A 21,575-nucleotide genomic window follows, 5' to 3' on the forward strand; every position below is an offset into this window, starting at 1 on the left:
CGGTAACTCGCTTTAGAATGGGCGTTTTCTGAACGCTCATTGCCGTCCATGCCACCTTGGGCGGCCTACCATTGTGAAACTGCACTTCACCAAGATGCACGGTGCGGGCAACGACTTTGTCGTGCTCGACGGCATCCAGACCCCGATCGACTTCACGCCCGAGCAATGGGCTGCCATTGCCGACCGTCACTTTGGCGTGGGGGCAGACCAGCTCCTGCTGGTCGAGCGCTCGACGCGCCCGGATGTCGATTTCCGCTATCGCATCTTCAACCACGACGGCGGCGAGGTGGAGCACTGCGGCAACGGCGCGCGCTGCTTTGTGAAGTTCGTCACCGACCGTGGTTTGACCGATAAGCGCACTGTGCGCGTGGAAGTCATGAACGGCGTTGCCACGCTGACGATGCAGGACGACGGCCAGGTCACGGTCGACATGGGCGCGCCCGTGTTCGAGGCTGCACGCCTGCCGTTCCTGCCCGAGGGTTTGCCCACGCGCGTTGAAGGCCGCGACACGCTGCACGCACTGCAGATCAACGGCCGCACTGAGTGGCTGTCTACCGTATCGATGGGCAACCCGCACGCGGTGCAGGTGGTGGACGATACTGAGGCCTTCCCCGTGCTGGAAGACGGCCCGCTGATCGAATCGCATGCCGTGTTTCCGCGCCGCGTGAATGCGGGCTTCATGCAGATCGTCGATCGCCACTCTGTGCGCCTGCGCGTGTATGAGCGCGGTGCGGGCGAGACGCTTGCCTGCGGTACAGGTGCCTGCGCAGCCGTGGTGGCTGGCATCCGCCGTGGCCTGATTGATTCGCCCGTCAAGGTGGCCACGCATGGTGGTGACCTGACCATCGCCTGGGCGGGCGAGGGCGAGGCGGTGATGATGACCGGCCCCGCCACGACCGTCTTCGAAGGCACGCTGGACTTGGATGCCCTGAAGCTGACTGCAGCACACTGACAAGCCCGAACGGCCGACTGCGGGCGCACGACTGCAGCCGTCATAACAACAAGGAGATTCCATGGCATCGAACGGCAAGACCCTGATCGACGAGTGGCGTTACGACGGCAGCAACAAATTCAAGATCGCCAAGGTAGATGCGGGCGCCAAGCCGTTTTCAACCGGCAACAAGGCCAGTGACCAGGAGCGCCTGGCCGAGATCGGTGCGCGGCTCGATACGCTGCAGGACGTCCTCTATGCCGAGCACCGCCGCAAGGTGCTGGTGATCCTGCAGGGTATGGACACCTCCGGCAAGGATGGCACCGTGCGCAGCGTGTTTCGTGCGATGGATCCGCTGGGCTTGCGCGTGGTCGGTTTCAAGGCGCCGACGCCGCTGGAGCTGGCACACGACTACCTCTGGCGCGTGCATGCCCAGGCGCCTGCGCGCGGCGAGATCGTCATCTTCAACCGTAGCCACTACGAAGACGTGCTCATCACGCGTGTGCATGGCGACATCGACACCGATGAGTGCAAGCGCCGCTACGCGCAGATCAACGCGTTCGAGCAGATGCTGGCTGAGACGGGCACGACCATCGTCAAATGCTTTCTGCACATCTCCAAGGACGAACAGCGCAAGCGGTTGCAGGAGCGCATCGATATTCCGCAAAAACACTGGAAGTTCGACCCGTCTGACATTACTGAGCGCAAGCTCTGGGATGACTACATGCAAGCCTATGAGACCGCCATCAATGCCACGGCAACACGAGATGCGCCTTGGTATGCGGTGCCGGCAGATTCCAAGACGCATCGGAATTTGATGGTGGCGGAGATTCTGCTGCAGGTACTGGAGGGGATGAAGCCCGCCTATCCGGAGGCGAATCCGGCGCTGGAAGGGTTGAAGATCGAGTGATCTTTTTTTGGGGATCGGCCAAAACGAACAAAACCCCGGCGAATAGCATCCACCGGGGTCTTACAAGCCTCAAGCAGCAAATCAGATCGCGCTGACGCCGTACTTGTCGCGGTAGGCTGCAGCCTTGGCCCGATAGCCAGCCAGTGCAGGATCGCCAGCGTTATCCAGATAGCCCAGCAGGTCATCCAGATTGGCAATCGAAACCACTGGCATGCCGTATTGCGCCTGCACATCCTGCACCGCAGAGCGCTCGCCGATATCCACAGCGTTACCGCTGCGCTCCATCCGATCCATCAGGATCAGCACTGCAGCCGGCGTGGCACCTGCCGCGCGAATCAGCTCCACTGATTCGCGCACCGACGTGCCCGCAGAAATCACGTCATCAACGATGATCACACGCCCGCCCAGCTTGGCACCGACTAGGCTGCCGCCCTCACCGTGGTCCTTGGCTTCCTTGCGGTTGTACGCAAAGCCCACGTTGCGGCCCATGCCGGCCAGTGCTACAGCCGTGGCCGATGCCAGCGTGATGCCCTTGTAGGCCGGCCCGAACAGCATGTCGAACTCCACGCCCGAGTCCAGCAGGGTTTTCGCATAGAATTGCGCGACTTGGCCCAGCAACGCGCCGTCTGCGAACTTGCCGGCGTTGAAGAAATAGGGCGATGTCCGCCCCGCCTTGGTCACGAATTCCCCGAACGACAGCACGCCGGCTTCCACCGCAAAGCGGATGAAGGATTGGCGCAACTCGCTGTTTTGGCTCATCTTTTTTCTCTGGTCTGCAAAAAAGTCCCGCCATGTTACGCATCATTTCCGCCAACCTCAACGGCGTTCGCTCTGCCTCCAGCAAGGGCTTTTTCGATTGGATGGGCAAGCAGGACGCCGATTTCGTCTGCGTGCAGGAACTGAAATGCGCGCAAGACGACATGACGCCCGAATTTCTGGCGCCGCACGGCTACCACGGCGTGTTCCAGCATGCCGTCAAGAAGGGCTACAGCGGTGCCGGCTTGTACACGCGCCACAAGCCGGACGAGGTCATCGTCGGCTTTGACGGCGGTGAGTTCGATGCCGAAGGCCGTTATGTGGAAGCCCGCTACGGCAAGCTGTCGATCATCTCGGTCTACGTGCCCTCGGGCTCCAGTGGCGAAGAGCGCCAGCAGGCCAAATTCCGCTTCATGGACTTGTTCATGCAGCACCTGACCGACCTGCGCCACGAAAAGGGCCGCGAGGTCGTGCTGTGTGGCGACGTCAACATCGTCCACAAGGAAATCGACATCAAGAACTGGAAGGGCAACCAGAAGAACTCCGGCTGCCTGCCCGAAGAGCGTGCGTGGCTGACCAAGCTGTTCGACGAGGTCGGCTATGTGGACGTGTTCCGCACGCTGGACCCGCGCCCCGAGCAATACACGTGGTGGAGCAACCGCGGCCAGGCGTACGCAAAGAACGTTGGGTGGCGCATCGATTACCAGATCGCCACGCCGGGCATTGCCGCCACGGCGCGCCGCACGTCGGTGTTCAAGGACATCAAGTTCAGCGATCACGCGCCGCTCACCGTTGATTACGACGCGCCCGTGCACTGGTAAGCGGCACAAGCGTCACGTTGTTGCGCTGCCGCAGAAAATTCTTCGTCAGCCGCTACAATGCAAAACTCACGCGCCGGCAGGGGCTGGCGCGTGGTTTCTACTCACAGTTTTCAAGCGAGATCGCCATGGCATTCAAGGTTTTCGTCGACGGTCAGGAAGGCACCACCGGCCTTCGCCTGCTCGACTATCTGTCGCAACGCGACGATATCGAGCTGTTGCGCATCGCCGAAGACAAGCGCAAGGATTCGGCTGAGCGCGCCAAATTCCTGAATGCCGCCGATGTCGCATTTCTGTGCCTGCCGGACGTCGCCTCGCGCGAGGCCGTCTCGCTGGTCAACAACCCGAACACCTGCATCATCGACGCCAGCACCGCGTTCCGCACGGACGATAGCTGGGTCTATGGCTTGCCCGAGCTGAACAAGGGCCAGCGCGAGCGCCTGCGCAACACCAAGCGCATCGCCGTGCCGGGCTGCCATGCCAGCGCCTTTGTGCTGCTGATGCGTCCGCTGGTGGAGGCGGGCATCGTCCCGGCCGATTACCCGGTCACCGCGTTCTCGCTTACGGGCTACAGCGGTGGCGGCAAGGCGATGATTGCCGACTACCTCGCCGCCAATAACCCGAAGCTCGACAGCCCGCGCCCGTATGCGCTGGCGCTGGCGCACAAGCACCTGCCGGAAATGCGTGTGCAGAGCAAGCTGAGCCTCCCGCCGATCTTCACGCCGGTGGTCGGCAACTTCCTCAAGGGCCTGGCCGTGACCATCGGTCTGCATCCGCAGCATCTGGCACGCAAGGTGAGCCCGGCGGACGTCGCCAAGGTGCTGGCCGATTACTACCAGGGCGAGCAGTTCATCCGCGTGGCCCCGGCCGACAACGTCGCGACGCTCGATAACGGCTTTTTCGATGTGCAAGGCGCCAACGACACCAACCGTGCCGACCTGTTCGTGTTCGGCTCTGACGAGCGCATGGTCGTCACCGCCCGCCTGGACAACCTGGGCAAGGGCGCGGCCGGCGCAGCGGTGCAATGCATGAACGTGCACCTGGGCGTGGATGAGTCGACCAGCCTGCACGTGGAAGCGCCGATTCCCGCCGCCGGTGCTGAGCACGCCGTGCGTGAGGCTGCTCCGGGTTTCGCAAGCTGATCGCCGGTTGAGCCGATACGAAAAACGCGCCTTCGGGCGCGTTTTTCTTTGGTGCGTTGGCTGGATCGTTAGTGGTTCTGCCCTGTCGCCGGGATGTTGAACAGCATGCCACCGCCATTGGCGCCGCCCGCCATCACACTCGGCGTCACGCCGTTCCACTTCTCGATGGCGGCACGCTCCAGCTTCAGGCGCTCCCAAGCCAGCAGGCGGTCATCCAGCGACGAGGCCAGCGCGTGGTTGGCGGCGGCTTCACCTTCGGCAATCGCCACCTTCTTCTTGGCCTCGGCCTGGGCGGAGCGCACTTCGTTCTCGGTGCGGATGGCATCCTGGATGGCCTTGGTCTTGGCGCTCACCGCGTCAAGCAATGCGCGCGGCGGACGCAATGAACCGACGATGCCGAACTGCTTGATCGATACGCCCAGCGGCGTCAAGCGCGTGTCGAGCTCGTTGGTCAGCCGCGCGACAAACTCCTCCTTCTTCGCGCCGTTCACGTCGTCGAAGTTGTACTCCGAACCGATGGCGACGATCACGTTGCGTGCCGTATCGCGCAGATAGCCGTGCGTGAAGCTTTCGATATGGTCGGCGCGGAAGTTGGTGTAGAACGCCGGCACCTTGTCGCGGTCGAGCTGGTACGAGACGGCCACGTCCACGTTCACGGGGACGGCGTCCTTGGTGTTGAAGGTCAGCTCTTCGTTCATCGGCCGGCCTTCGTTCACGTCCTGCGTCCAGACCACGCGCTGCACGAACGTGGGGTACTGGATGATGACCGTCTGCACCGGGTTGTAGAACACGAAGCCGGTGACCACGTTCTCGCGCGAGATGCCGCGATCGACCAGCCGGTTGATCTTGATGCCCGTGTAGCCGGGCGGAATGATCTGCCAGTTCAGCAGGAAAGTCCGCGCGATCACCAGCGCCGCGAGGGCGCCGAAGACGACCGCGAGCAGTTTGACCGGCAGCTTGCTTGCCGTGACTTGAGGCATGAGGGGTCCCCTTGCTTGTTGGTTTGCTTCTGAGGTGTTGGCTGGCGGGGCGGGCGCGTTTGCCAAAGCAAAGGCCCGCTGCTGGCGCAGGAATCGTCAGCGATTCCCGTCAGGACTGGCCGCGCCCGGTGGGCGGGTGGTGGCAAGCGAACTTGCCAATGGTGATTAGGCGGTGAGCGTCAATACGACCGAGGTGGCGCATTGCAAAGCCCGGATGTTGCGATGCACAAAGTATAGGGCGGCGCCGGAATTTTGCTGCCCAACCAGAAGCACTAGAGCCCTGCTTCAAATGCACGAATGAGGCGGGAGGTCAGGCTTGCCCGGGCTGCACGCGCTCCGGGTTCCACCCGAACGCGTTGTACACGTGATAGCGCGCAATGCCGATCCACTCGTGCAGCGCATAGTCTGTCAGTGCAAAGTTGTACGCCATCGGCAGCGGCGATGCGGTTGCCTGCAGATCGTCGGCGCGTACGGGAATCGGCGTCATGCCGAAGTGCGCGAAATACAGCAGGCTGCGCCGCAGGTGGATGGCGGAAGACACCAGCAGCGTGCGATCTGGCGCATAGTCGGCCAGCGCCGCGCGTGAGAACTGTGCGTTCTGCCACGTGTTCATGCTCTTCGGTTCCATGAGCACGTCGTCGCCGTTGACGCCGAGCGCGACGATCTCGCGGCGATAGACCGTCGCTTCGGGTTCGCCATGGTGGCGTGCGTCGCCGCCGCTTACGAGGATCTTGCAGTCGCCGGCGGCCCCGCCGCTGGCCTTCTTGCAGGTCTGGTACAGCTGCACGGCCTCGACGATGCGCGCGTACGAGAAGACGCCCGGCTCCACCGTCTGGCCGATGCGGAAGGTGCCCGCACCCAGCAGCACGATGGCGTTGCGCGCGCCCCAGGTGATTTGCGGCTCGTTCTCGAAGGGCTTTTCCAGGGAATCGAGCAACCAGGCCGGTACCGGCCCGCAGCCAATGGCCACCACCAGCACCGCGCAGAGCACCGCCAGCGTGCGCGCAGCCCGGCGCCGGGCACGCGCTGCGCACACCGTCGCCACGATCACCAGCACACACAGCACGGCCAGGCTCACAGGTTTCTCCCCCTCCAGCACATCAGGGCACGCCACGCGCGTGCATGAAGTGCCATCGTAAAGAGGAATGGCCGGCCGTGCGACCCGTCTTCTTACGGGGTTGTTGCGCTCGGCTGCGGATTGACTGACGGCGTGGACACGTCTTGTGCCGCCTGCGGCTTGGCGTCGGGGCTGGTGTTGTCTTGCTGCTGTTGCTGACGTTTGCCCCGGCCACCGCGTCCGCCGCCCGGGCGGTTGACCGGTGCCGCCTTGGCCTGCTGCAGGTCTTTGTTGATCGACTCCACCGAGCGTGGCGGCGGCGTCATGTGGGCGAAGTTGCTCTGGATGTTGTGCAGGGCTTCACTGTCGTCAGCCGGTGCAGAGGTTGTCTGGGCAACGGCCGGGGGTGGCACCGCCGCAGCAAGGGCGGCAGCGCAGGCCAGGGGGAGGAGGGTGGTGCGGAGCATGGTCGACTCGCAATCGGGCTGGATGATTGCGATTGTGGCGCTGCTTGCGGGTGGGGAGTTTGAGGTTTGTGTTGCGGGAAATTACGGTGCCGGCCCGCCAATCTTCCCCAGCAACTCCCGCAACATCGCCCGCTCGGCCTGGCTCAGCGCCGCGAGCATCCGCTCCTCCGTCTCCACATGTGAGACGACCAATCCATCGACCAAGGCGAACCCCGCATCGGTAAGCACGATCTGCAGCCCGCGCCGGTCATCAGGGTCGGTCCTGCGGGCGATCAGACCGCGCTTTTCCAGGCGGTCGAGCCGGTTGGTCATGGCGGAGGTGGACAACAGCATGTCCTTGGCCAGCGCGGAGGGTGACAGTGCCTGTTCGCGACCATTGCGGCGCAGTGTGAGCAGCACGTCAAAGCCGGCCATGTCCAGGTCGGCGCTGGCGATGTTGGCAATCACGCCTTGGCGCAGGCGTTCACCCGCGCGCCAGACCTCGCCGCAGACGGCCATCGGGCTGGCGTCGACGTCCGGGCGCTCGCGCCGCCATTGCGCGAGGATGCCGTCCATCGGTCCCCCTTGCGTGGGTGTGGGATCACCTTGACCCATCGAAAACCTCGTTCTAGTATTTCGACATCAAACTATTTGATATCAAGATTCTTGGAATCGTATCGGGTTTGCCGGTGCGAGGCAATTGGCATCCCGACGCATCTTTTTCACGAGGTATCTCATGACTGAACGACTTGCCGATCACCCGATCGATCCGCTGTTCCTGGCGCGTTGGTCGCCACGCGCCTATGACGGCCAGCCCATGCCCGAGGCCGATCTGCTGCGCATTCTGGAGGCGGCACGCTGGGCGCCATCGGCCTACAACTACCAGCCGTGGCGCTTCCTCTACGCCCGCCGCGACGATGCGCACTGGGCCGAGTTCGTCAGCCTGCTCGTGCCCTTCAACGGCGATTGGGCACAGCACGCCTCGGCACTGATCTTCGTGCTGTCCGACACGCTCATCCATCGGGACGACCCGGCCAACGCTGTGCCGTCGCACACGCACAGCTTCGATGCCGGTGCCGCATGGGCGCAACTGGGGCTGCAGGCGGTCAGCCTCGGCTATCACGCGCGCGGCATGGCGGGTGTGGATTACGACCGGGCCCGCGCTGTACTGCACGTGCCGGAGCACTTCCGCATCGAGATTGCCGTGGCCGTTGGCCGCCGCGGCTATGTGGCGTCGTTGCCGGCACCGCTGCAATCGGTGGAAGGCCCCACGCCGCGCAAGCCGATCAGTGAGCTGGCGTTCAGCGGGCGCTTCCCGGGTTGAGTTTTCTGGCTCATTTAATTCGATATCAAATTACGTAACGTGGAGATTTATCATGCCATTCAACCGCCTGACCGCAATGCTGGCCACCGCAGTGGCACCCATGTTGTGGGGCACAACCTACCTCGTCTTCACGCAGACACTGCCGGTTGACCACCCGCTGCTGGTGGGTGCATTGCGTGCGCTGCCGGCAGGCGTGTTGCTGATGCTGCTTGGCCCCGGCTTACCCCCGCGCAATAAGCTGCTGCCATTGCTGTTTCTCGGGCTGGCCAACATTGGTGTGTTCTTCGCGCTGCTGTTTGTGGCGGCGCAGCGCCTGCCGGGGGGCGTTGCGGCGACGATCATGTCTGCGCAGCCCCTGGTGGTGGCGTTGCTGGCGTGGCCGCTGCTCGCTCGTAAGCCGCGTCCGGTGCAACTGGCGGTGGCGCTGGCGGGGTCGTTGGGGGTGGGGCTGCTGATTCTCGGTCCGGCCGCCAAGCTGGATGCGATTGGCGTGGTGGCGGCGCTGGCCGCAGCACTGTCGATGGCAATGGGCACGGTACTCATTGAGCGCTGGGGCCGCATCGGCACGCCGCTGGCCGTGGCCGCGTGGCAACTCGCGCTGGGTGGGTTGGTGCTGCTGCCGGTCGCGTTGTTTGTGGAGGGTTTGCCGCCTGCGCTCACGCTGCGCAATGCCGTGGGCTTTGCGTACCTGATCGTGATCGGCACGGCGCTGGGCTACTGGCTGTGGATTCGCGGGATTGGCGTGCTGGGCGCGGACGTGACGTTTCTCTCGTTGCTGAGCCCGCTGACGGCGACCGTGCTGGGTGCGCTGGTGCTGGGGGAGTGGTTCAGCCCGGTGCAGACGGGCGGCGCGGTGCTGGTTCTGGGGGCGACGGTGGCGGGGATGGCGCTATCTCGACATGGGCGGCGGGTGGCAGAAAGTGGGTTGGCGAAGAGAACAGTCCCCAACCAGCTACCTGAGCCGCGTTGATCAGGGCCGCACCATCGGCCGCATCGGCGCCTCATCCCCATTATCAACAGGCGCCGCCCCCAGATACTGCATGTTCGACCGATAGGCCGACAGCTTGGCCATCGGCATTTGCATGGCGTCGGCAAACAGCGGTAGCGTTTCCGGCAGATGGCGTGAGAGCACCACCATGCGCGTGCGCCCGGACGGGTGCGTCGAGAGGAACTGCTTTTGCTCAGCCCCGCCGATCGAGCCCATCTTCTGCCACAGCGTGAGCGCGGCGCGCGGGTCGTAGCCGGCGCGCGAGGCGATGTCCATGCCGACCAGATCCGCTTCCGTCTCTTCCGCGCGCGAGAACGCCAGCAGGTGCATCTTGGCGCCTTCGCCCAGGTCCGTATCGCCCCGGTTGCCGAAGCCGAAGAGCTGCGAGATGACGTTGGCGCCCAGGTTGGTGATCTCGCGCTGGCCGGCACGGGCGCGGGCGTGTTCGCGCAGCGCATGGGCGATCTCGTGGCCCAGCGCCATGGCGAGTTCGTCGTCGGTCAGCTTGAACTGCTCCACCAGCCCCGAGAACACGGCGATCTTGCCACCGGGCATGCAGAACGCATTCACCTGTGGTGAGCCGATCAGGTTGACCTCCCATTGCCAATGGGCGGCGTCGGGGTTCCAGCGTGAGGCCTGCGGGGCGATTCGCGCGACGATGGCGCGGATGCGAATCAGGTCGGGCACGTTATCCGGGGCAAGCGCTCCTTCGTGCGCAGCATTGTCGATGATGCCCTTGTACTCGGCCTGCGCACGTTTCTCGATTTCTTCGGCCGGAATGACGAGGCGGATATTGGGCGACGTGGTGGTCGGCGCTTCCAGCTTGACGCCGTCGGCGGGCACCGGCAGTGGGCCGTCCATGGCAGTGGCCCAGGTTGCCAGGGTGAGTCCGGCGGCAGTCAGCAGGGCGCGCCGAACAGGCGACATGAGACGTGGCATGGAGGCGGTAAGCGGAATCGACTGAGACATAATATCGGCCAACGCACCCGCCCACGCTACGTGGCAACCCGCATCGCATTCCCGCCCGCCACATGACCTTCCACGATTACCTTGACGTTTTCCGCAACCGCCGCATCGGCGCGATGCTGCTGCTGGGCTTTGCTTCCGGCCTGCCGCTGGCGCTCACCTCGGGCACGCTGCAGGCGTGGATGACGGTGGAGGGGCTCGATATCCGCACCATCGGGCTGTTCTCGCTGGTGGGGCAGGCGTACATCTTCAAGTTTCTGTGGGCGCCGCTGATGGACCGCTTCACGCCGCCCGGGTTTTCGTCATCCCTGGGCCGGCGCCGCGGCTGGCTGGTGCTCACGCAGGCGGGGCTGGTGGCGTCGATTGCCGCCATGGCGTTCACGCCGCCGCACGCCGCGCTGTGGGCGCTCGCCGGGCTGGCGGTGCTGGTGGCGTTTCTGTCGGCGTCGCAGGACATCGTCTTCGACGCCTATAGCACCGATGTGCTGCACACCAGCGAGCGTGGCGTCGGCGCTGCCGTGAAGGTGCTTGGCTACCGGCTGGCGATGCTGGTGTCGGGTGGCCTGGCGCTGTATCTGGCCGATCGCGTGATGGGCTGGAGCAACATGTATTTGCTGATGGCTGGGCTGATGGCGTTGGGCATCTTTACGACGCTGTGGTCGCCGGAGCCGGAGGTGTCGGCGCGCCCGCCGCGCACGCTGCAGGAAGCGGTGGTCGGCCCGCTGAAGGATTTTTTCTCACGCCGCGGCGCCTGGGCGCTGCTGGCGCTGATCGTGCTCTATAAGCTGGGCGATGCGTTTGCTGGCAGCCTGTCGACCACGTTCCTGATCCGGGGCGTCGGGTTCTCCGCGGGGGAGGTGGGTCTCGTCAACAAGACGCTGGGGCTGGCCGCCACCATTGTTGGCGCGCTGTATGGCGGCACGCTGATGGTGCGCCTGGGGCTGGTGCGCGCGCTGCTGCTCTTCGGCGTGCTGCAGGCGGTGTCGAACCTGGGCTACTGGGTGCTGGCCGTCACGCCGCAGCATCTGTGGACGATGGCGGTGGCCATCGGCATAGAGAACATCTGCGGTGGCATGGGCACGGCAGCCTTCGTGGCGTTGCTGATGGCGCTGTGCAACCGGTCGTTCTCGGCGACGCAGTATGCGCTGCTGTCGGCGCTGGCTTCCATTGGCCGTGTGTACGTCGGGCCGACCTCGGGCTATCTGGTGGAAGCCTACGGCTGGCCCGCGTTCTATCTGATGACGGTGGTGTTTGCCTTCCCGGGCCTGGCGCTGCTGTGGTGGATGCGTGGCACGATTGGCCGCTACGAAGCCGAGCAGAACGAGCGTGCCATCGAAGCCCAGGCTGCGAAAGCCGCCTCAGCCTAAGCGGTTCGAGCGGTCGGCATCCACAAAGCCGGCCAGCGGCAGCGCCGCGTCGATGCCCTTGCCCAGCGCGATGGCCTTGAACAGCTCGCCCATCTCCGCTTCCGATAGCAGCTTCTGCACGGCGTTGGCCGCCGGCAGGAACTGCATCGGGTCGGACGGATCGAGCGTCATCAGCAATTCGCCCACGCCCGCGCTCAACAGGAAGCGCGCCTGGCTCGTGTAGCCGAGCAGCTCCAGCCCGGCTTCCTGCCCCGCCTGGGCAATCCCCGAAAAATCGACGTGCGCGGTGATGTCCTGCAGGCCCGGCAGCCAGAATGGGTCGTCGTGTGCGTGTTGGCGGTAGTGGCACATCAGCGTGCCGTTGGCGCGATGTGCGTGGTAGTACTCGGCAGCGGGGAAGCCGTAATCGATCAGCAGCAGCAGGCCGCGCTCAAGCTCCGCGCCCGTGCTGCGGATGAAGCCCTCGGCGGCTTCATGCGATTCGGTGATGAGGTCGCCGGTGTCGGGCAGCACCGCCAGTTTGGCGGGCACCTCGGACGGCTCGACAAGACGGCCTTCCCACTGCAGGCCGTGCTCGGCATCGAGCTTCACACCGCGCTGGTGCCACACGCCGCCGCGCCGCGCCCACAGCGACACGGGCATCGCATCGAGCACTTCGTTGCCCACCATCACGCCGGTAAACGGCGCGGGCAACGTGTCGTGCCACTGCGCGAGGGCCCCCAGTTCGGGGCCGAGGGCAGTCAGGCGCTCCTGCTGGCGCTGGCGTAGCTCGCCGGAGAGTTCGACGATGCCATAGCTGTCGGGGCGCATACCCAGTGCATCGAGTTCGCTCAGGATGTCGGCGGCCAGCTTGCCGGTGCCGGCACCAAATTCCAGCACGTGGCGCTGGCCTTCGGGCAGCGTTTTCAACACCTGCGCGATCTGGTGCGCAACAGTGCGGCCGAAGAATGGCGTCAGTTCCGGGGCGGTGATGAAGTCGCCGCCGTCTTCCACGCGGCGGCCGAACTTGGCCGCGCCGCCACTGTAATAGCCCAGGCCCGGCGCATAGAGCGCCAGTTCCATGTAACGGTCGAACGGTAGCCAGCCACCGGCGGCCGCAATGGCGTCGGCGATCAGGGCGAACAGGTGCGCGGATTGCGCCTGCGCTGCCTCGTTGGGAAGCGGTAGACTCACGGTTTTGCTCATTGCCGGATTGTAAACAATGGCGCAGACGCCGACTCAACCGAACGCAGCATCCGCCTCACCGCACCGCATTGCCCTCGTGACAGGCGCTGGCCGCCGCGTGGGCCGCGTGATCGCCCTAGCCCTGGCCCGCCATGGCTGGGATGTGGCCGTGCATTGCCACCGCTCGCGCGCCGAGGCCGACGCCGTGGCCGCCGAGATCATCGCCATGGGCCGTCGCGCCGCCGTGCTGCAGGCCGACCTGTCGGACGAAGCCGCTGCCGGCCGCCTGATTGGCGACTGCATCGCTGCACTGGGTACGCCCACCTGCCTGGTCAACAACGCCTCGCTGTTTCAGTACGACGTGGCGACCAGCTTCAGCTACGCATCGCTCGATACGCACATGCGTACCAACGTGGCGGCACCGCTGCTGCTCTCGCGCGAGCTGCACCGTGCGCTCACGGCCGGTGATGCGGAACATCGTGGTGTTGTCATCAACTTGCTGGATCAGAAGCTCGACAATCTGAACCCGGATTTTCTGTCGTACACGCTGTCGAAAGCGGCGCTGTCGACGGCCACCATGCAGCTCGCGCAGGCACTCGCGCCCGCGCTGCGCGTGGTGGGCGTGGCCCCGGGCATCACGATGGTGTCGGGCGATCAGTCGCAAGGCGGGTTTGCGCGCGCACACCAGATGACGCCGCTGGGCCAGTCGTCCACGCCGGAAGACATTGCCGAGGCGGTGTGCTACCTCGCCACCGCCCGCGCCGTGACCGGCACCACGCTGTTCGTCGACGGCGGCCAGCACCTGATGCCACTGGCCCGCGACGTGATGTTCCTGACCGAATAATTTTTTCCCCGGACGCTCCCCATGCTTTCCCTGCTATCCCACCCGCGCCTGTCGAATTGCCGCCGCATGTTTCTGCGCGACTACGAGGTGCAGATCAACATCGGCGTGCACGACTTCGAGAAGAAGGGCGAGCAGCGCGTCCTGATCAACATCGAGTTGTACGTGCCGCTGGAATACTCGTCGCCCACGCAGGACAAACTGCACGAAGTGGTCGACTACGACTTCATGCGCGACACTGTGGCGCGCCGCATGGCACAAGGTCACATCCATCTGCAGGAAACGCTGTGCGATGACGTGCTGACAGCCATGCTCAAGCACCCGCACGTGCTGGCCGCACGGGTGTCGACGGAGAAGCCGGATGTCTATCCGGATTGCGAGTCGGTGGGTGTCGAGGTCTTCCGCATCAAAGACTAAGCGGCACTCGCATATTCACGGCGCTGGGCGTGCAACGCGCCCGCGACGCTGCCCAGCAGGTCGAGCGCCAGGTGCGCCGTGATCCCGTCCTTGTCGTGGCGCGGGTTGTATTCCACCAGTTCAAACGCCGCAAAGCGCGCATCGCGCGCACAGGCGGCGAGCGCTTGCGTCATGCCCTGGGCGGTGAGCCCGTCCGTTTCGGGCGAGCCCACACCCGGCGCGACGGCGGGGTCGAAGGCGTCCAGATCCAGCGTGACGCCAAAGGCCGCCGTGCCTGACGTGACCAGGCGGATGGCATCTGCCATCACAGCGCGCAAGCCGTTGCGCGCGACCTCTGCGGCATCAATCACACGTACACCCAGCAGATCGAGCAACGTGCGTTCGGCCGGCTCGTAGCTGCGCGCACCAATCACCACCACATGCTGCGGCAGCAGCTTGGGCGCGGCGTCGCGCACCTGGGTGAGCGCTGGTGCGCCGTGGCCGAGCAACGTTGCCAGCGGCATGCCGTGGATCGCGCCCGAGTCGCTCGTCTGCGGGGTATGGCTGTCGAGGTGGGCGTCGATCCAGATCAGGCCCAGTGCGCCATCCTGCCCTTTCGAGCGCAACGCATTCGCCACGCCTGACCACGTGCCGATCGCGCATGAGTGATCGCCGCCGATGACGACCGGCACATGCCCCGCGTGCACGCTGTGCGCCGTCGCATCGGCCAGCGCACGTGAGAACCCTGCCACACCCGGCAGCGCCGCCAGCCGCGCAGACCGGTTGTGCCCGGCCGACGTTGCCAGCTCGATGTCGTGAACCAGTCCACCGTGCGTATCCGGCGTCTGCAACCGCGCCAGCGCGCCGGCCTGCAGCAGCGCACGCGGGCCGTCCTTGCAGCCGTCGTCTTGCGCTCCGCAGCCGATGGCCGCGCCGATCAGGTCAATGATGGTCATGTGCTGCTCCCCTTGATGCATTGCGTTGTTGCTCATGCCGCTTTGCGGCGCGGCCAGTCGGCCAGCGTGCGGCGGATCACGTCGCGCGCCAGCTCCAGCTCGGCCTGGCCGATCACCAGCGGCGGTGTCAGGCGGATCACGTTGCCGTAGGTGTCCTTGGACAGCACACCATGCTCAGCCAGCGCCGCGACAAAGTCGTGGGCTTCGATGTCGGCATCGAGCTGCAGGCCAATCATCAGACCGCGGCCGCGTACTTGGCGCACACCATGCCCGACCAACGTCTTCAGCTCGGCGATGAAGGCGTCACCCAGACGCGCCGCGCGCTGCGGCAGTTCTTCTTCGATCAGCAAGGCGAGTGCCGCGCGGCCGATGTGCGCTGCCAGCGGGTTGCCACCGAAGGTCGAACCGTGGTCACCCGGCTGGAACACCCCGATGACCGACTCGCGCCCGGCAATGGCCGACACCGGCACCATGCCGCCGCCCAATGCCTTGCCCAGCACCACCAGATCGGCATCCACGCCTTCGTGCCAGCTCGCCAGAACATCGCCGGTGCGGCCCAGGCCGGTTTGCACTTCATCGCAGACCAGCAACACGCTGTGCTGCGTTGCCAGCTCGCGTGCCAGTTTCAGGTAACCCGGTGGTGGCACCACGATGCCGCCCTCGCCCTGCACGGGCTCCATCAGGATCGCGCCCGTGTTGGGGCCGATTGCCGCGCGCAGCGTATCGGCATCGCCAAACGGAATGCGCCGGAAGCCTGCTGCGAACGGCCCGAACCCGTAGCGGTACTGATCGTGCGACGAGAAGCCGACGATGGTGGTCGTGCGGCCATGGAAGTTGTTCTCAAACACGATGATCTCCGCCACCTCGGGCGGTAGACCCTTCACGTCGCGCGCCCATTTGCGGGCGGCCTTGATGGCGGTTTCCACCGCCTCGGCACCAGTGTTCATCGGCAGCGCGCGGTCCATGCGGGTGATGCGGCACACGTCTGCCAGGAAGGGGCCAAGTTCCGTGTTGTGGAAGGCACGCGAGGTGAGCGTCAGGCGGCCGGCCTGTTCAACCAACGCAGCCACGAGTTTGGGGTGCGAATGTCCGAAGCTGACGGCTGAGTAGGCGGACATCATGTCGAGGTAGCGGCGGCCGCTGGTGTCGATCAGCCAGACACCTTCCCCACGTTCCAGCATGACCGCCAGGGGCGCATAGTTGTGCGCGCCATAGCGCTCTTCGAGGGCATAGCTCGGATGTTGCAGTGCGGTCGTCATGATGGCCTCCGGGCACGTTGGTCGTTCACTTGCGGCGAATTCTGCGATCTGACAAACTCAAAATCAAATCGAATGTTTTTGGTTTTTCGATCCAAAAATTTGATAGGTTGATGCGTCACTTTTTACGGTTGCGCCGTCTTCTCCATGTCGCACTCTCCGCTGCGGTATCTGCATAGCTTTCTGACTGTCGCCAACGAGGGCAGCTTCGTGCGTGCGGCTGACCGCCTGGCTGTGTCGCAGCCGGCACTGTCGTACCAGATGCGGCAACTGGAGCAATGGCTGGGCGTACCCCTGTTTGAGCGCTCGGGGCGCAAGCTCGTGCTCACGCGGGCCGGTGCTTCGGTGCGTGCGTGGTGCCGCGATGCGTTTGCCGGGCTCGATGAATTGCGCGCCGCACTGCACAGCGGCGAGATGGAACGCGTGTCGCTCAAGCTGGCCAGCGGCTCCAGCTTTGGGCGCTATGTGTTGATGCCGGCACTGCTGACGCCGTCGCCGGAATCCGATGCACCGCTGCTCGACGACGTGCGTCTGGAGCTGGCGTTCGGCAGCGACGACGAAGTCTTTGGCCATGTCGAATCCGGTCGCGCAGACCTCGGCTTCGTCTACACACCGCGCACTTCACGCTTGTTTGAGCACCACGCTGTCTACACCGAGGAGTTCGTGCTCGCGTGCAGCGCGCGCGCATTGCGCGAGCAGGGTGCCCCACGCACGCTGGCCGACTGTGCCGCGCTGCCCTTCGTCACCTATGACGAGTCCGATGCGGTGTACGGCCTGTGGTTCAAGGCGCTCTTCCGGCGCATGCCCGAGACGACCGTGAGCGCACATCACGTGTCGGATCTGGAGGAGGTGAGTACGCTGGTGGAGGCTGGCGTGGGCTGGTCGGTGCTGCCGCTGCATGCCATTCACGAGGCGGTGGAGCGCGGACGCTTGCAAGTCGTGCGACCGATGACAACGCGGCGCTGCCTGAATACCGTGTTTGCCGTACGTCGCACGTCGAGCTTCCCGAGCGAAGCGCAGGATCGTCTACTCGTACGCCTTGCCCAGCTCGATGCCGCAACAGCGAATGGCTGAGGCGTGAGCCACGTCGAAGCGGATGCTGCTGTCGTAGCGGCAGTACGGTGCCGTCGTTGACCGTGGGGTCATCCCGGCGTCAGAACTTGCTTCCGGCCGCCGCCCAAGTCCCGCGCGCCTCCCCGAACGCGCAGCCGATCTCACTGAGTTGCTCGGCTCCGTGTCTTTGCCTTGAAATTAATTAATTCGACAATTAATATTTGGCGCATGGCAACACGCAAACCTTCCCCACGCGGCCCGGGCCGTCCCCGTCGACGCGATGGTTCGACGCAGGACGACCTGCGCGACCGCCTACTCGACATGGCTGTGACGCTGTTTGCGCGTGACGGTGTCGGCCCGACCACGCTCGCCGCCATTGCCCGCGAGGCTGGCGTGACGGCGCCGATGGTGCACTACCACTTCAAGACGCGCGACCAGTTGCTTGACGCGGTGGTTGAGGCGCGCATCCGTCCGCTGGTCGATCAGGTGACGGGCCCGGCGCTAGAGCGCATTGCCGACGACAGCCACCTGCAGGACTTGGCGCAGACGATCGCGGGCGTGGCGCAGCGCATGGTGGCGATGGCCGCAAGCACGCCGTGGTTTCCGCCGCTGTGGATTCGCGAGGTCGCCAGTGATGGCGGCCAGTTGCGCGAGCGCGTGTTCGAGCGCATTGCATTGGAGCGCGCCAAGCTGATCGTTGAGCGCATTACCCGCGCGCAGGCTGCCGGGGCTGTGAACCCCGCGTTGCAGCCGCCGCTGTTGATGCTCTCGGTGATCGGTCTCGCGATGCTGCCGCTGGCCACGCGGCCACTGTGGGGGCGGTTGCCCCAGGCAGACCAGGTGGACGATGCGGCGATCGGCCGACATGTGGCAGCGCTGCTGCTGCACGGCATCGGCCCGGGGAGCGTGGCAGCGGATGCTGGCGGCAAGGCGGTCAAGGCAGCCAAGAGCAAGACGCGCAAGTAGGGCGTTGCAACGGATCAATCGCATCAATCCATTCCGGCGGAGTACGGTATGCGGCAAGCGTTGTGGAACAGCAGGACAGGGTGTCTGGTGGCGGCCTCAGCGGCGGTTGCGGCGGCTGTCGTGGCGTTGAGTGGCTGCGCAAAGCAGGACACCAACACCTATCAGGGTTATGTGGAAGGCGAGTTCGTCTATGTCGCCTCGTCCGTGGGTGGGCGGTTGGACCATCTGGGTGTGCAGCGTGGGCAGACCGTCAGCGCCGGGGCACCGTTGTTTGTGCTCGAGTCCGTTGATGAAACTGCCGCGCGCCAGCAGGCCGCCGCGCAACTGCAATCGGCCGAAGCACAATTGGCCGATCTGAACCTTGGCAAGCGCGTGCCCGAAGTCGATGCGGTGCGCGCACAACTGGCGCAGGCGGTGGCGGCTGACAAGCTCTCTGCGATTCAGCTCATGCGTGATGAGGCGCAGTTCCGTGCGGGCGGTATCCCGCAGGCGCAGCTCGACTCCAGTCGCTCCACCGCACAGACCAACGCCCAGCGCGTACGCGAACTGACTAACCAGCTGCGCATTGCCCAACTGCCGGCACGCAATGACCAGATCCGCGCACAAGCGGCACAGGTTGAGGCGGCACGTGCCGCCGTCGCCCAAGCCCAATGGAAGCTCGACCAGAAGGCGCAGAAGGCAAGCCAGGGCGGTCTTGTGTTCGACACCCTCTATCGAGAGGGTGAATGGGTGGGCGCCGGCAGCCCGGTCGTGCGCATGTTGCCGCCCGCCAACGTGAAGGTGCGCTTTTTCGTGCCTCAGGGTGTGGTCGGTGCGCTCAAGCCGGGGCAGGCGGCGCGCATTCACTGCGATGGCTGCGCGGCAGATGTGAATGGCACCGTCACCTACGTTGCCAACGAGGCGGAGTACACGCCGCCCGTGATCTATAGCAACACCACGCGCGACAAGCTTGTTTTCATGGTGGAGGCGCGTCCCACGGCGGCCGATGGCCCCAAGCTGCGCCCGGGCCAGCCCGTTGAGGTGACGTTGCAATGACCACCTCGGGCAATCACAACGGCAGTGGCGCGAGTGCGCGTGATTACGCCATCGACGTGCACGGGCTGAACAAGTACTTCGGCGACAAGCACGTCGTAAAAGACCTCTCGATGCAGGTTGCGCGCGGTGAGATCTTTGGCTTTCTCGGGCCCAACGGCAGTGGCAAGACCACGTCGATCCGCATGATGTGCGGGCTGCTCACCCCCGACAGCGGCAGTGGCACGTGTCTCGGTTTCGACATCCTCACGGAGTCTGCCCAGATCAAGCGTCGCGTCGGCTACATGACGCAGCGCTTCTCGTATTGGGATGACCTGTCCATTCGCGAGAACCTCGACTTCGTTGCGCGCCTGTATGAGATGCCCAACCGGCGCGAAGCGGTGGACCACGCGCTGGAGACCCTTGGTCTCGCTTCGCGTGCCAAGCAACTGGCGGGCGCGTTGTCGGGCGGCTGGAAGCAGCGGCTTGCGCTGGCGGCCTGCATGCTGCATCAGCCGGAGTTGCTGCTGCTTGACGAACCCACCGCCGGTGTCGACCCGAAAGCCCGCCGCGACTTCTGGGAGGAACTGCACCGCCTTGCCGCACAGGGCATCTCGGTGCTGGTCAGCACGCACTACATGGATGAGGCTGAGCGTTGCCACAAGCTCGCCTACATTGCGTATGGCGAACTGCTGGCACAAGGCACCGCCAGCGAGGTGATTGCCAGCCAGCGGCTGTCGACGTGGTCGGTGATGGGTGGCAATCTGGTCGACTTGGGGCGCAAGCTCGAAGGCCAGCCCGGCGTGGATCAGACCGTCGCGTTCGGCTCGGTGTTGCATGTGACGGGCGCCGATGCACAGGCACTGGAAGCCACGCTGCGCAGTCTTGCCAGTGAATCGGGCGTGCGCGTGGCGCCGATCGATACCGGCCTGGAAGACGTCTTCATCCACATGATGCGTGGCTCGTCCGACAACTACGGAGCGCAGCCATGAGCCTCACCATTAACGGCAACCGCTTCTCGTTCCAGCGCTGGTGGAGCGTGGTGCTCAAGGAGTTCTTGCAACTGCGGCGGGATCGCGTGACCTTCGCCATGATGATCGGCATTCCGATCATGCAGTTGTTCCTGTTCGGTTTTGCCATCAACGCCGACCCGAAGCACTTGCTGACCGGTGTCATTGCGGCGGACCAGAGCGAGTTCACGCGCAGCTTCCTGGCCGGCATGCGCAACTCCGAATATTTCGACCTGGCCAAGACCCTGCCCGACGAAACGGCCGGGCGCGAGGCGCTGGCCAAGGGGCAGCTGCAGTTCGTTGTCTCCATCCCGCCGGACTTCACGCGCAAGCTGGTGCGCGGCGAAAAGCCCTCGCTGCTGGTCGAGGCGGATGCCACCGACCCCGCCGCTACGGGGCTGGCAGTGGCCTCGCTCTCGCAACTGGTGCAAGGCGTGATCGACAAGGACATGAAGGGCGCGCTGGCACCGCTGGCTGGTGGCACGAGCGGTGGCGCACCGCCATTCGACGTGCGCGTCCACAAGCTCTACAACCCGGAAGGCGTCACGCAGTACAACATCATCCCCGGCCTGATGGGCACCATCCTCACGATGACCATGGTGATGATGACGGGCCTGGCCATGACGCGCGAACGCGAGCGCGGCACCATGGAAAACCTGCTCGCCACGCCGGTGCATCCGCTGGAGGTGATGACGGGAAAGATCGTGCCGTACATCTTTATCGGGCTGGTGCAGGTGACCATCATTCTGCTGATGGCGTACTTCGTGTTTCAGGTGCCATTTGTTGGCAGCGTGTGGATGGTCTACGTGTCGGCGCTGCTGTTTATCGTGGCGAGCCTGACGGTGGGGATCACGTTGTCGTCGCTCGCGCAGAACCAGTTGCAGGCAACGCAGCTCACGTTCTTCTACTTCCTGCCGAACATCTTGCTCTCGGGGTTCATGTTTCCGTTTGTGGGCATGCCGAAGTGGGCGCAGGTGATTGGCAACCTGCTGCCGATGACGTACTTCAACCGGCTCACGCGTGGGATTTTGCTCAAGGGGAATGGGTGGTTTGAGCTGTGGCCCAGCATCTGGCCGTTGATGGTGTTTACGGTGGTGGTGCTGAGTATTGCGTTGCGGTTTTATCGCAAGACGCTGGATTGAGGTGGCGGCCATGCATATGTTTCTGATGTTTCGCAGTGATGGCCGTGGTGGGCCATCCCTTGTTTCATCCCCTGCCGGGGCTGACTCACTTTTCT

The 21,575-nt window shown here is 64.7% G+C and carries 23 protein-coding genes; 14 read left to right on the forward strand and 9 right to left on the reverse strand.

The window, feature by feature from the left end; translation table 11 throughout:
* Positions 1 to 73: 73 nt before the first annotated feature.
* Positions 74 to 952, forward strand: coding sequence for a diaminopimelate epimerase (dapF, locus tag R2N11_RS24870; RefSeq protein ID WP_316682762.1), 879 nt, complete (start codon positions 74 to 76; stop codon positions 950 to 952).
* Between the two features lie 61 nt (positions 953 to 1,013).
* Positions 1,014 to 1,841, forward strand: a complete 828-nt coding sequence (locus tag R2N11_RS24875; protein ID WP_199030945.1) for a polyphosphate kinase 2 family protein — start codon at positions 1,014 to 1,016, stop codon at positions 1,839 to 1,841.
* An 81-nt stretch (positions 1,842 to 1,922) separates the two neighbouring features.
* On the opposite strand, the gene pyrE is transcribed toward R2N11_RS24875, so the two are convergent.
* Complete coding sequence (pyrE, locus tag R2N11_RS24880; protein ID WP_199030944.1) at positions 1,923 to 2,600, reverse strand: orotate phosphoribosyltransferase; 678 nt, start codon at positions 2,598 to 2,600, stop codon at positions 1,923 to 1,925.
* 32 nt (positions 2,601 to 2,632) lie between these two features.
* Between pyrE and R2N11_RS24885 the strand changes: the two genes are divergently transcribed.
* A complete protein-coding gene (locus R2N11_RS24885) occupies positions 2,633 to 3,418 on the forward strand; it encodes an exodeoxyribonuclease III (protein ID WP_199033205.1) in 786 nt (261 codons plus the stop codon).
* A gap of 125 nt (positions 3,419 to 3,543) precedes the next feature.
* Positions 3,544 to 4,557 (forward strand): N-acetyl-gamma-glutamyl-phosphate reductase, encoded by a 1,014-nt coding sequence (gene argC, locus R2N11_RS24890; protein ID WP_316682763.1) that lies wholly within the window; start codon positions 3,544 to 3,546, stop codon positions 4,555 to 4,557.
* Positions 4,558 to 4,625: 68 nt separating this feature from the next.
* Here the strand turns inward: argC and R2N11_RS24895 are convergent, their stop codons facing one another.
* The 4 genes from R2N11_RS24895 to R2N11_RS24910 all read right to left on the reverse strand — a co-directional run bounded on the left by R2N11_RS24895 (position 4,626) and on the right by R2N11_RS24910 (position 7,655).
* Positions 4,626 to 5,537, reverse strand: coding sequence for a prohibitin family protein (locus R2N11_RS24895; RefSeq protein ID WP_199033203.1), 912 nt, complete (start codon positions 5,535 to 5,537; stop codon positions 4,626 to 4,628).
* Positions 5,538 to 5,847: 310 nt separating this feature from the next.
* Complete coding sequence (locus tag R2N11_RS24900; RefSeq protein ID WP_316682764.1) at positions 5,848 to 6,615, reverse strand: YdcF family protein; 768 nt, start codon at positions 6,613 to 6,615, stop codon at positions 5,848 to 5,850.
* 92 nt (positions 6,616 to 6,707) lie between these two features.
* Positions 6,708 to 7,061: a signal peptidase gene (locus R2N11_RS24905; RefSeq protein WP_199032774.1), complete on the reverse strand. Its 354-nt coding sequence runs from the start codon at positions 7,059 to 7,061 to the stop codon at positions 6,708 to 6,710.
* 81 nt (positions 7,062 to 7,142) lie between these two features.
* Positions 7,143 to 7,655, reverse strand: coding sequence for a MarR family winged helix-turn-helix transcriptional regulator (locus tag R2N11_RS24910; RefSeq protein ID WP_316682765.1), 513 nt, complete (start codon positions 7,653 to 7,655; stop codon positions 7,143 to 7,145).
* 121 nt (positions 7,656 to 7,776) lie between these two features.
* Between R2N11_RS24910 and R2N11_RS24915 the strand changes: the two genes are divergently transcribed.
* Together R2N11_RS24915 and R2N11_RS24920 are read left to right on the forward strand one after the other, a co-directional pair.
* Positions 7,777 to 8,364, forward strand: a complete 588-nt coding sequence (locus tag R2N11_RS24915) for a nitroreductase family protein (protein WP_316682766.1) — start codon at positions 7,777 to 7,779, stop codon at positions 8,362 to 8,364.
* Positions 8,365 to 8,416: 52 nt separating this feature from the next.
* On the forward strand, positions 8,417 to 9,334 hold the full coding sequence (locus tag R2N11_RS24920) for an EamA family transporter (RefSeq protein ID WP_316682767.1): 918 nt from the start codon (positions 8,417 to 8,419) through the stop codon (positions 9,332 to 9,334).
* On the opposite strand, the gene R2N11_RS24925 is transcribed toward R2N11_RS24920, so the two are convergent.
* A complete protein-coding gene (locus tag R2N11_RS24925) occupies positions 9,335 to 10,279 on the reverse strand; it encodes a M48 family metallopeptidase (RefSeq protein WP_430715477.1) in 945 nt (314 codons plus the stop codon).
* A 104-nt stretch (positions 10,280 to 10,383) separates the two neighbouring features.
* Between R2N11_RS24925 and R2N11_RS24930 the strand changes: the two genes are divergently transcribed.
* A complete protein-coding gene (locus R2N11_RS24930) occupies positions 10,384 to 11,685 on the forward strand; it encodes a muropeptide transporter (RefSeq protein WP_199032767.1) in 1,302 nt (433 codons plus the stop codon).
* On the opposite strand, the gene R2N11_RS24935 is transcribed toward R2N11_RS24930, so the two are convergent.
* Positions 11,677 to 12,870, reverse strand: a complete 1,194-nt coding sequence (locus R2N11_RS24935) for a class I SAM-dependent methyltransferase (RefSeq protein ID WP_316682769.1) — start codon at positions 12,868 to 12,870, stop codon at positions 11,677 to 11,679. The two genes, R2N11_RS24930 and R2N11_RS24935, sit on opposite strands and share 9 nt — an antisense overlap.
* A gap of 16 nt (positions 12,871 to 12,886) precedes the next feature.
* On the opposite strand from R2N11_RS24935, the gene R2N11_RS24940 reads away from it, so the two are divergent.
* Positions 12,887 to 13,693: an SDR family oxidoreductase gene (locus tag R2N11_RS24940; protein WP_316682770.1), complete on the forward strand. Its 807-nt coding sequence runs from the start codon at positions 12,887 to 12,889 to the stop codon at positions 13,691 to 13,693.
* Between the two features lie 21 nt (positions 13,694 to 13,714).
* A complete protein-coding gene (locus R2N11_RS24945) occupies positions 13,715 to 14,107 on the forward strand; it encodes a dihydroneopterin aldolase (RefSeq protein ID WP_199033251.1) in 393 nt (130 codons plus the stop codon).
* Here R2N11_RS24945 and R2N11_RS24950 read toward each other — a convergent pair.
* Positions 14,104 to 15,042 (reverse strand): arginase, encoded by a 939-nt coding sequence (locus R2N11_RS24950; RefSeq protein ID WP_199033250.1) that lies wholly within the window; start codon positions 15,040 to 15,042, stop codon positions 14,104 to 14,106. The two genes, R2N11_RS24945 and R2N11_RS24950, sit on opposite strands and share 4 nt — an antisense overlap.
* 32 nt (positions 15,043 to 15,074) lie before the next feature.
* A complete protein-coding gene (rocD, locus tag R2N11_RS24955) occupies positions 15,075 to 16,301 on the reverse strand; it encodes an ornithine--oxo-acid transaminase (protein ID WP_316682771.1) in 1,227 nt (408 codons plus the stop codon).
* A 144-nt stretch (positions 16,302 to 16,445) separates the two neighbouring features.
* Here rocD and R2N11_RS24960 point away from each other — a divergent pair, with 144 nt between their 5' ends.
* The 5 genes from R2N11_RS24960 (at position 16,446) to R2N11_RS24980 (ending at position 21,480) form a co-directional block, all read left to right on the forward strand.
* On the forward strand, positions 16,446 to 17,372 hold the full coding sequence (locus tag R2N11_RS24960; protein ID WP_316682772.1) for a LysR family transcriptional regulator: 927 nt from the start codon (positions 16,446 to 16,448) through the stop codon (positions 17,370 to 17,372).
* 207 nt (positions 17,373 to 17,579) lie between these two features.
* Positions 17,580 to 18,317: a TetR/AcrR family transcriptional regulator gene (locus R2N11_RS24965; RefSeq protein ID WP_199032948.1), complete on the forward strand. Its 738-nt coding sequence runs from the start codon at positions 17,580 to 17,582 to the stop codon at positions 18,315 to 18,317.
* A gap of 48 nt (positions 18,318 to 18,365) precedes the next feature.
* Positions 18,366 to 19,352 (forward strand): HlyD family secretion protein, encoded by a 987-nt coding sequence (locus R2N11_RS24970; protein ID WP_316682773.1) that lies wholly within the window; start codon positions 18,366 to 18,368, stop codon positions 19,350 to 19,352.
* On the forward strand, positions 19,349 to 20,320 hold the full coding sequence (locus tag R2N11_RS24975) for an ABC transporter ATP-binding protein (protein WP_199032946.1): 972 nt from the start codon (positions 19,349 to 19,351) through the stop codon (positions 20,318 to 20,320). The genes R2N11_RS24970 and R2N11_RS24975 overlap by 4 nt, the downstream gene beginning before the upstream one ends.
* Positions 20,317 to 21,480: an ABC transporter permease gene (locus R2N11_RS24980; RefSeq protein ID WP_316682774.1), complete on the forward strand. Its 1,164-nt coding sequence runs from the start codon at positions 20,317 to 20,319 to the stop codon at positions 21,478 to 21,480. The genes R2N11_RS24975 and R2N11_RS24980 overlap by 4 nt, the downstream gene beginning before the upstream one ends.
* Positions 21,481 to 21,575 lie beyond the last annotated feature (95 nt).

The sequence above is a fragment of the Ralstonia flaminis genome, assembly GCF_958415495.1.
Lineage (GTDB): Bacteria > Pseudomonadota > Gammaproteobacteria > Burkholderiales > Burkholderiaceae > Ralstonia > Ralstonia flaminis.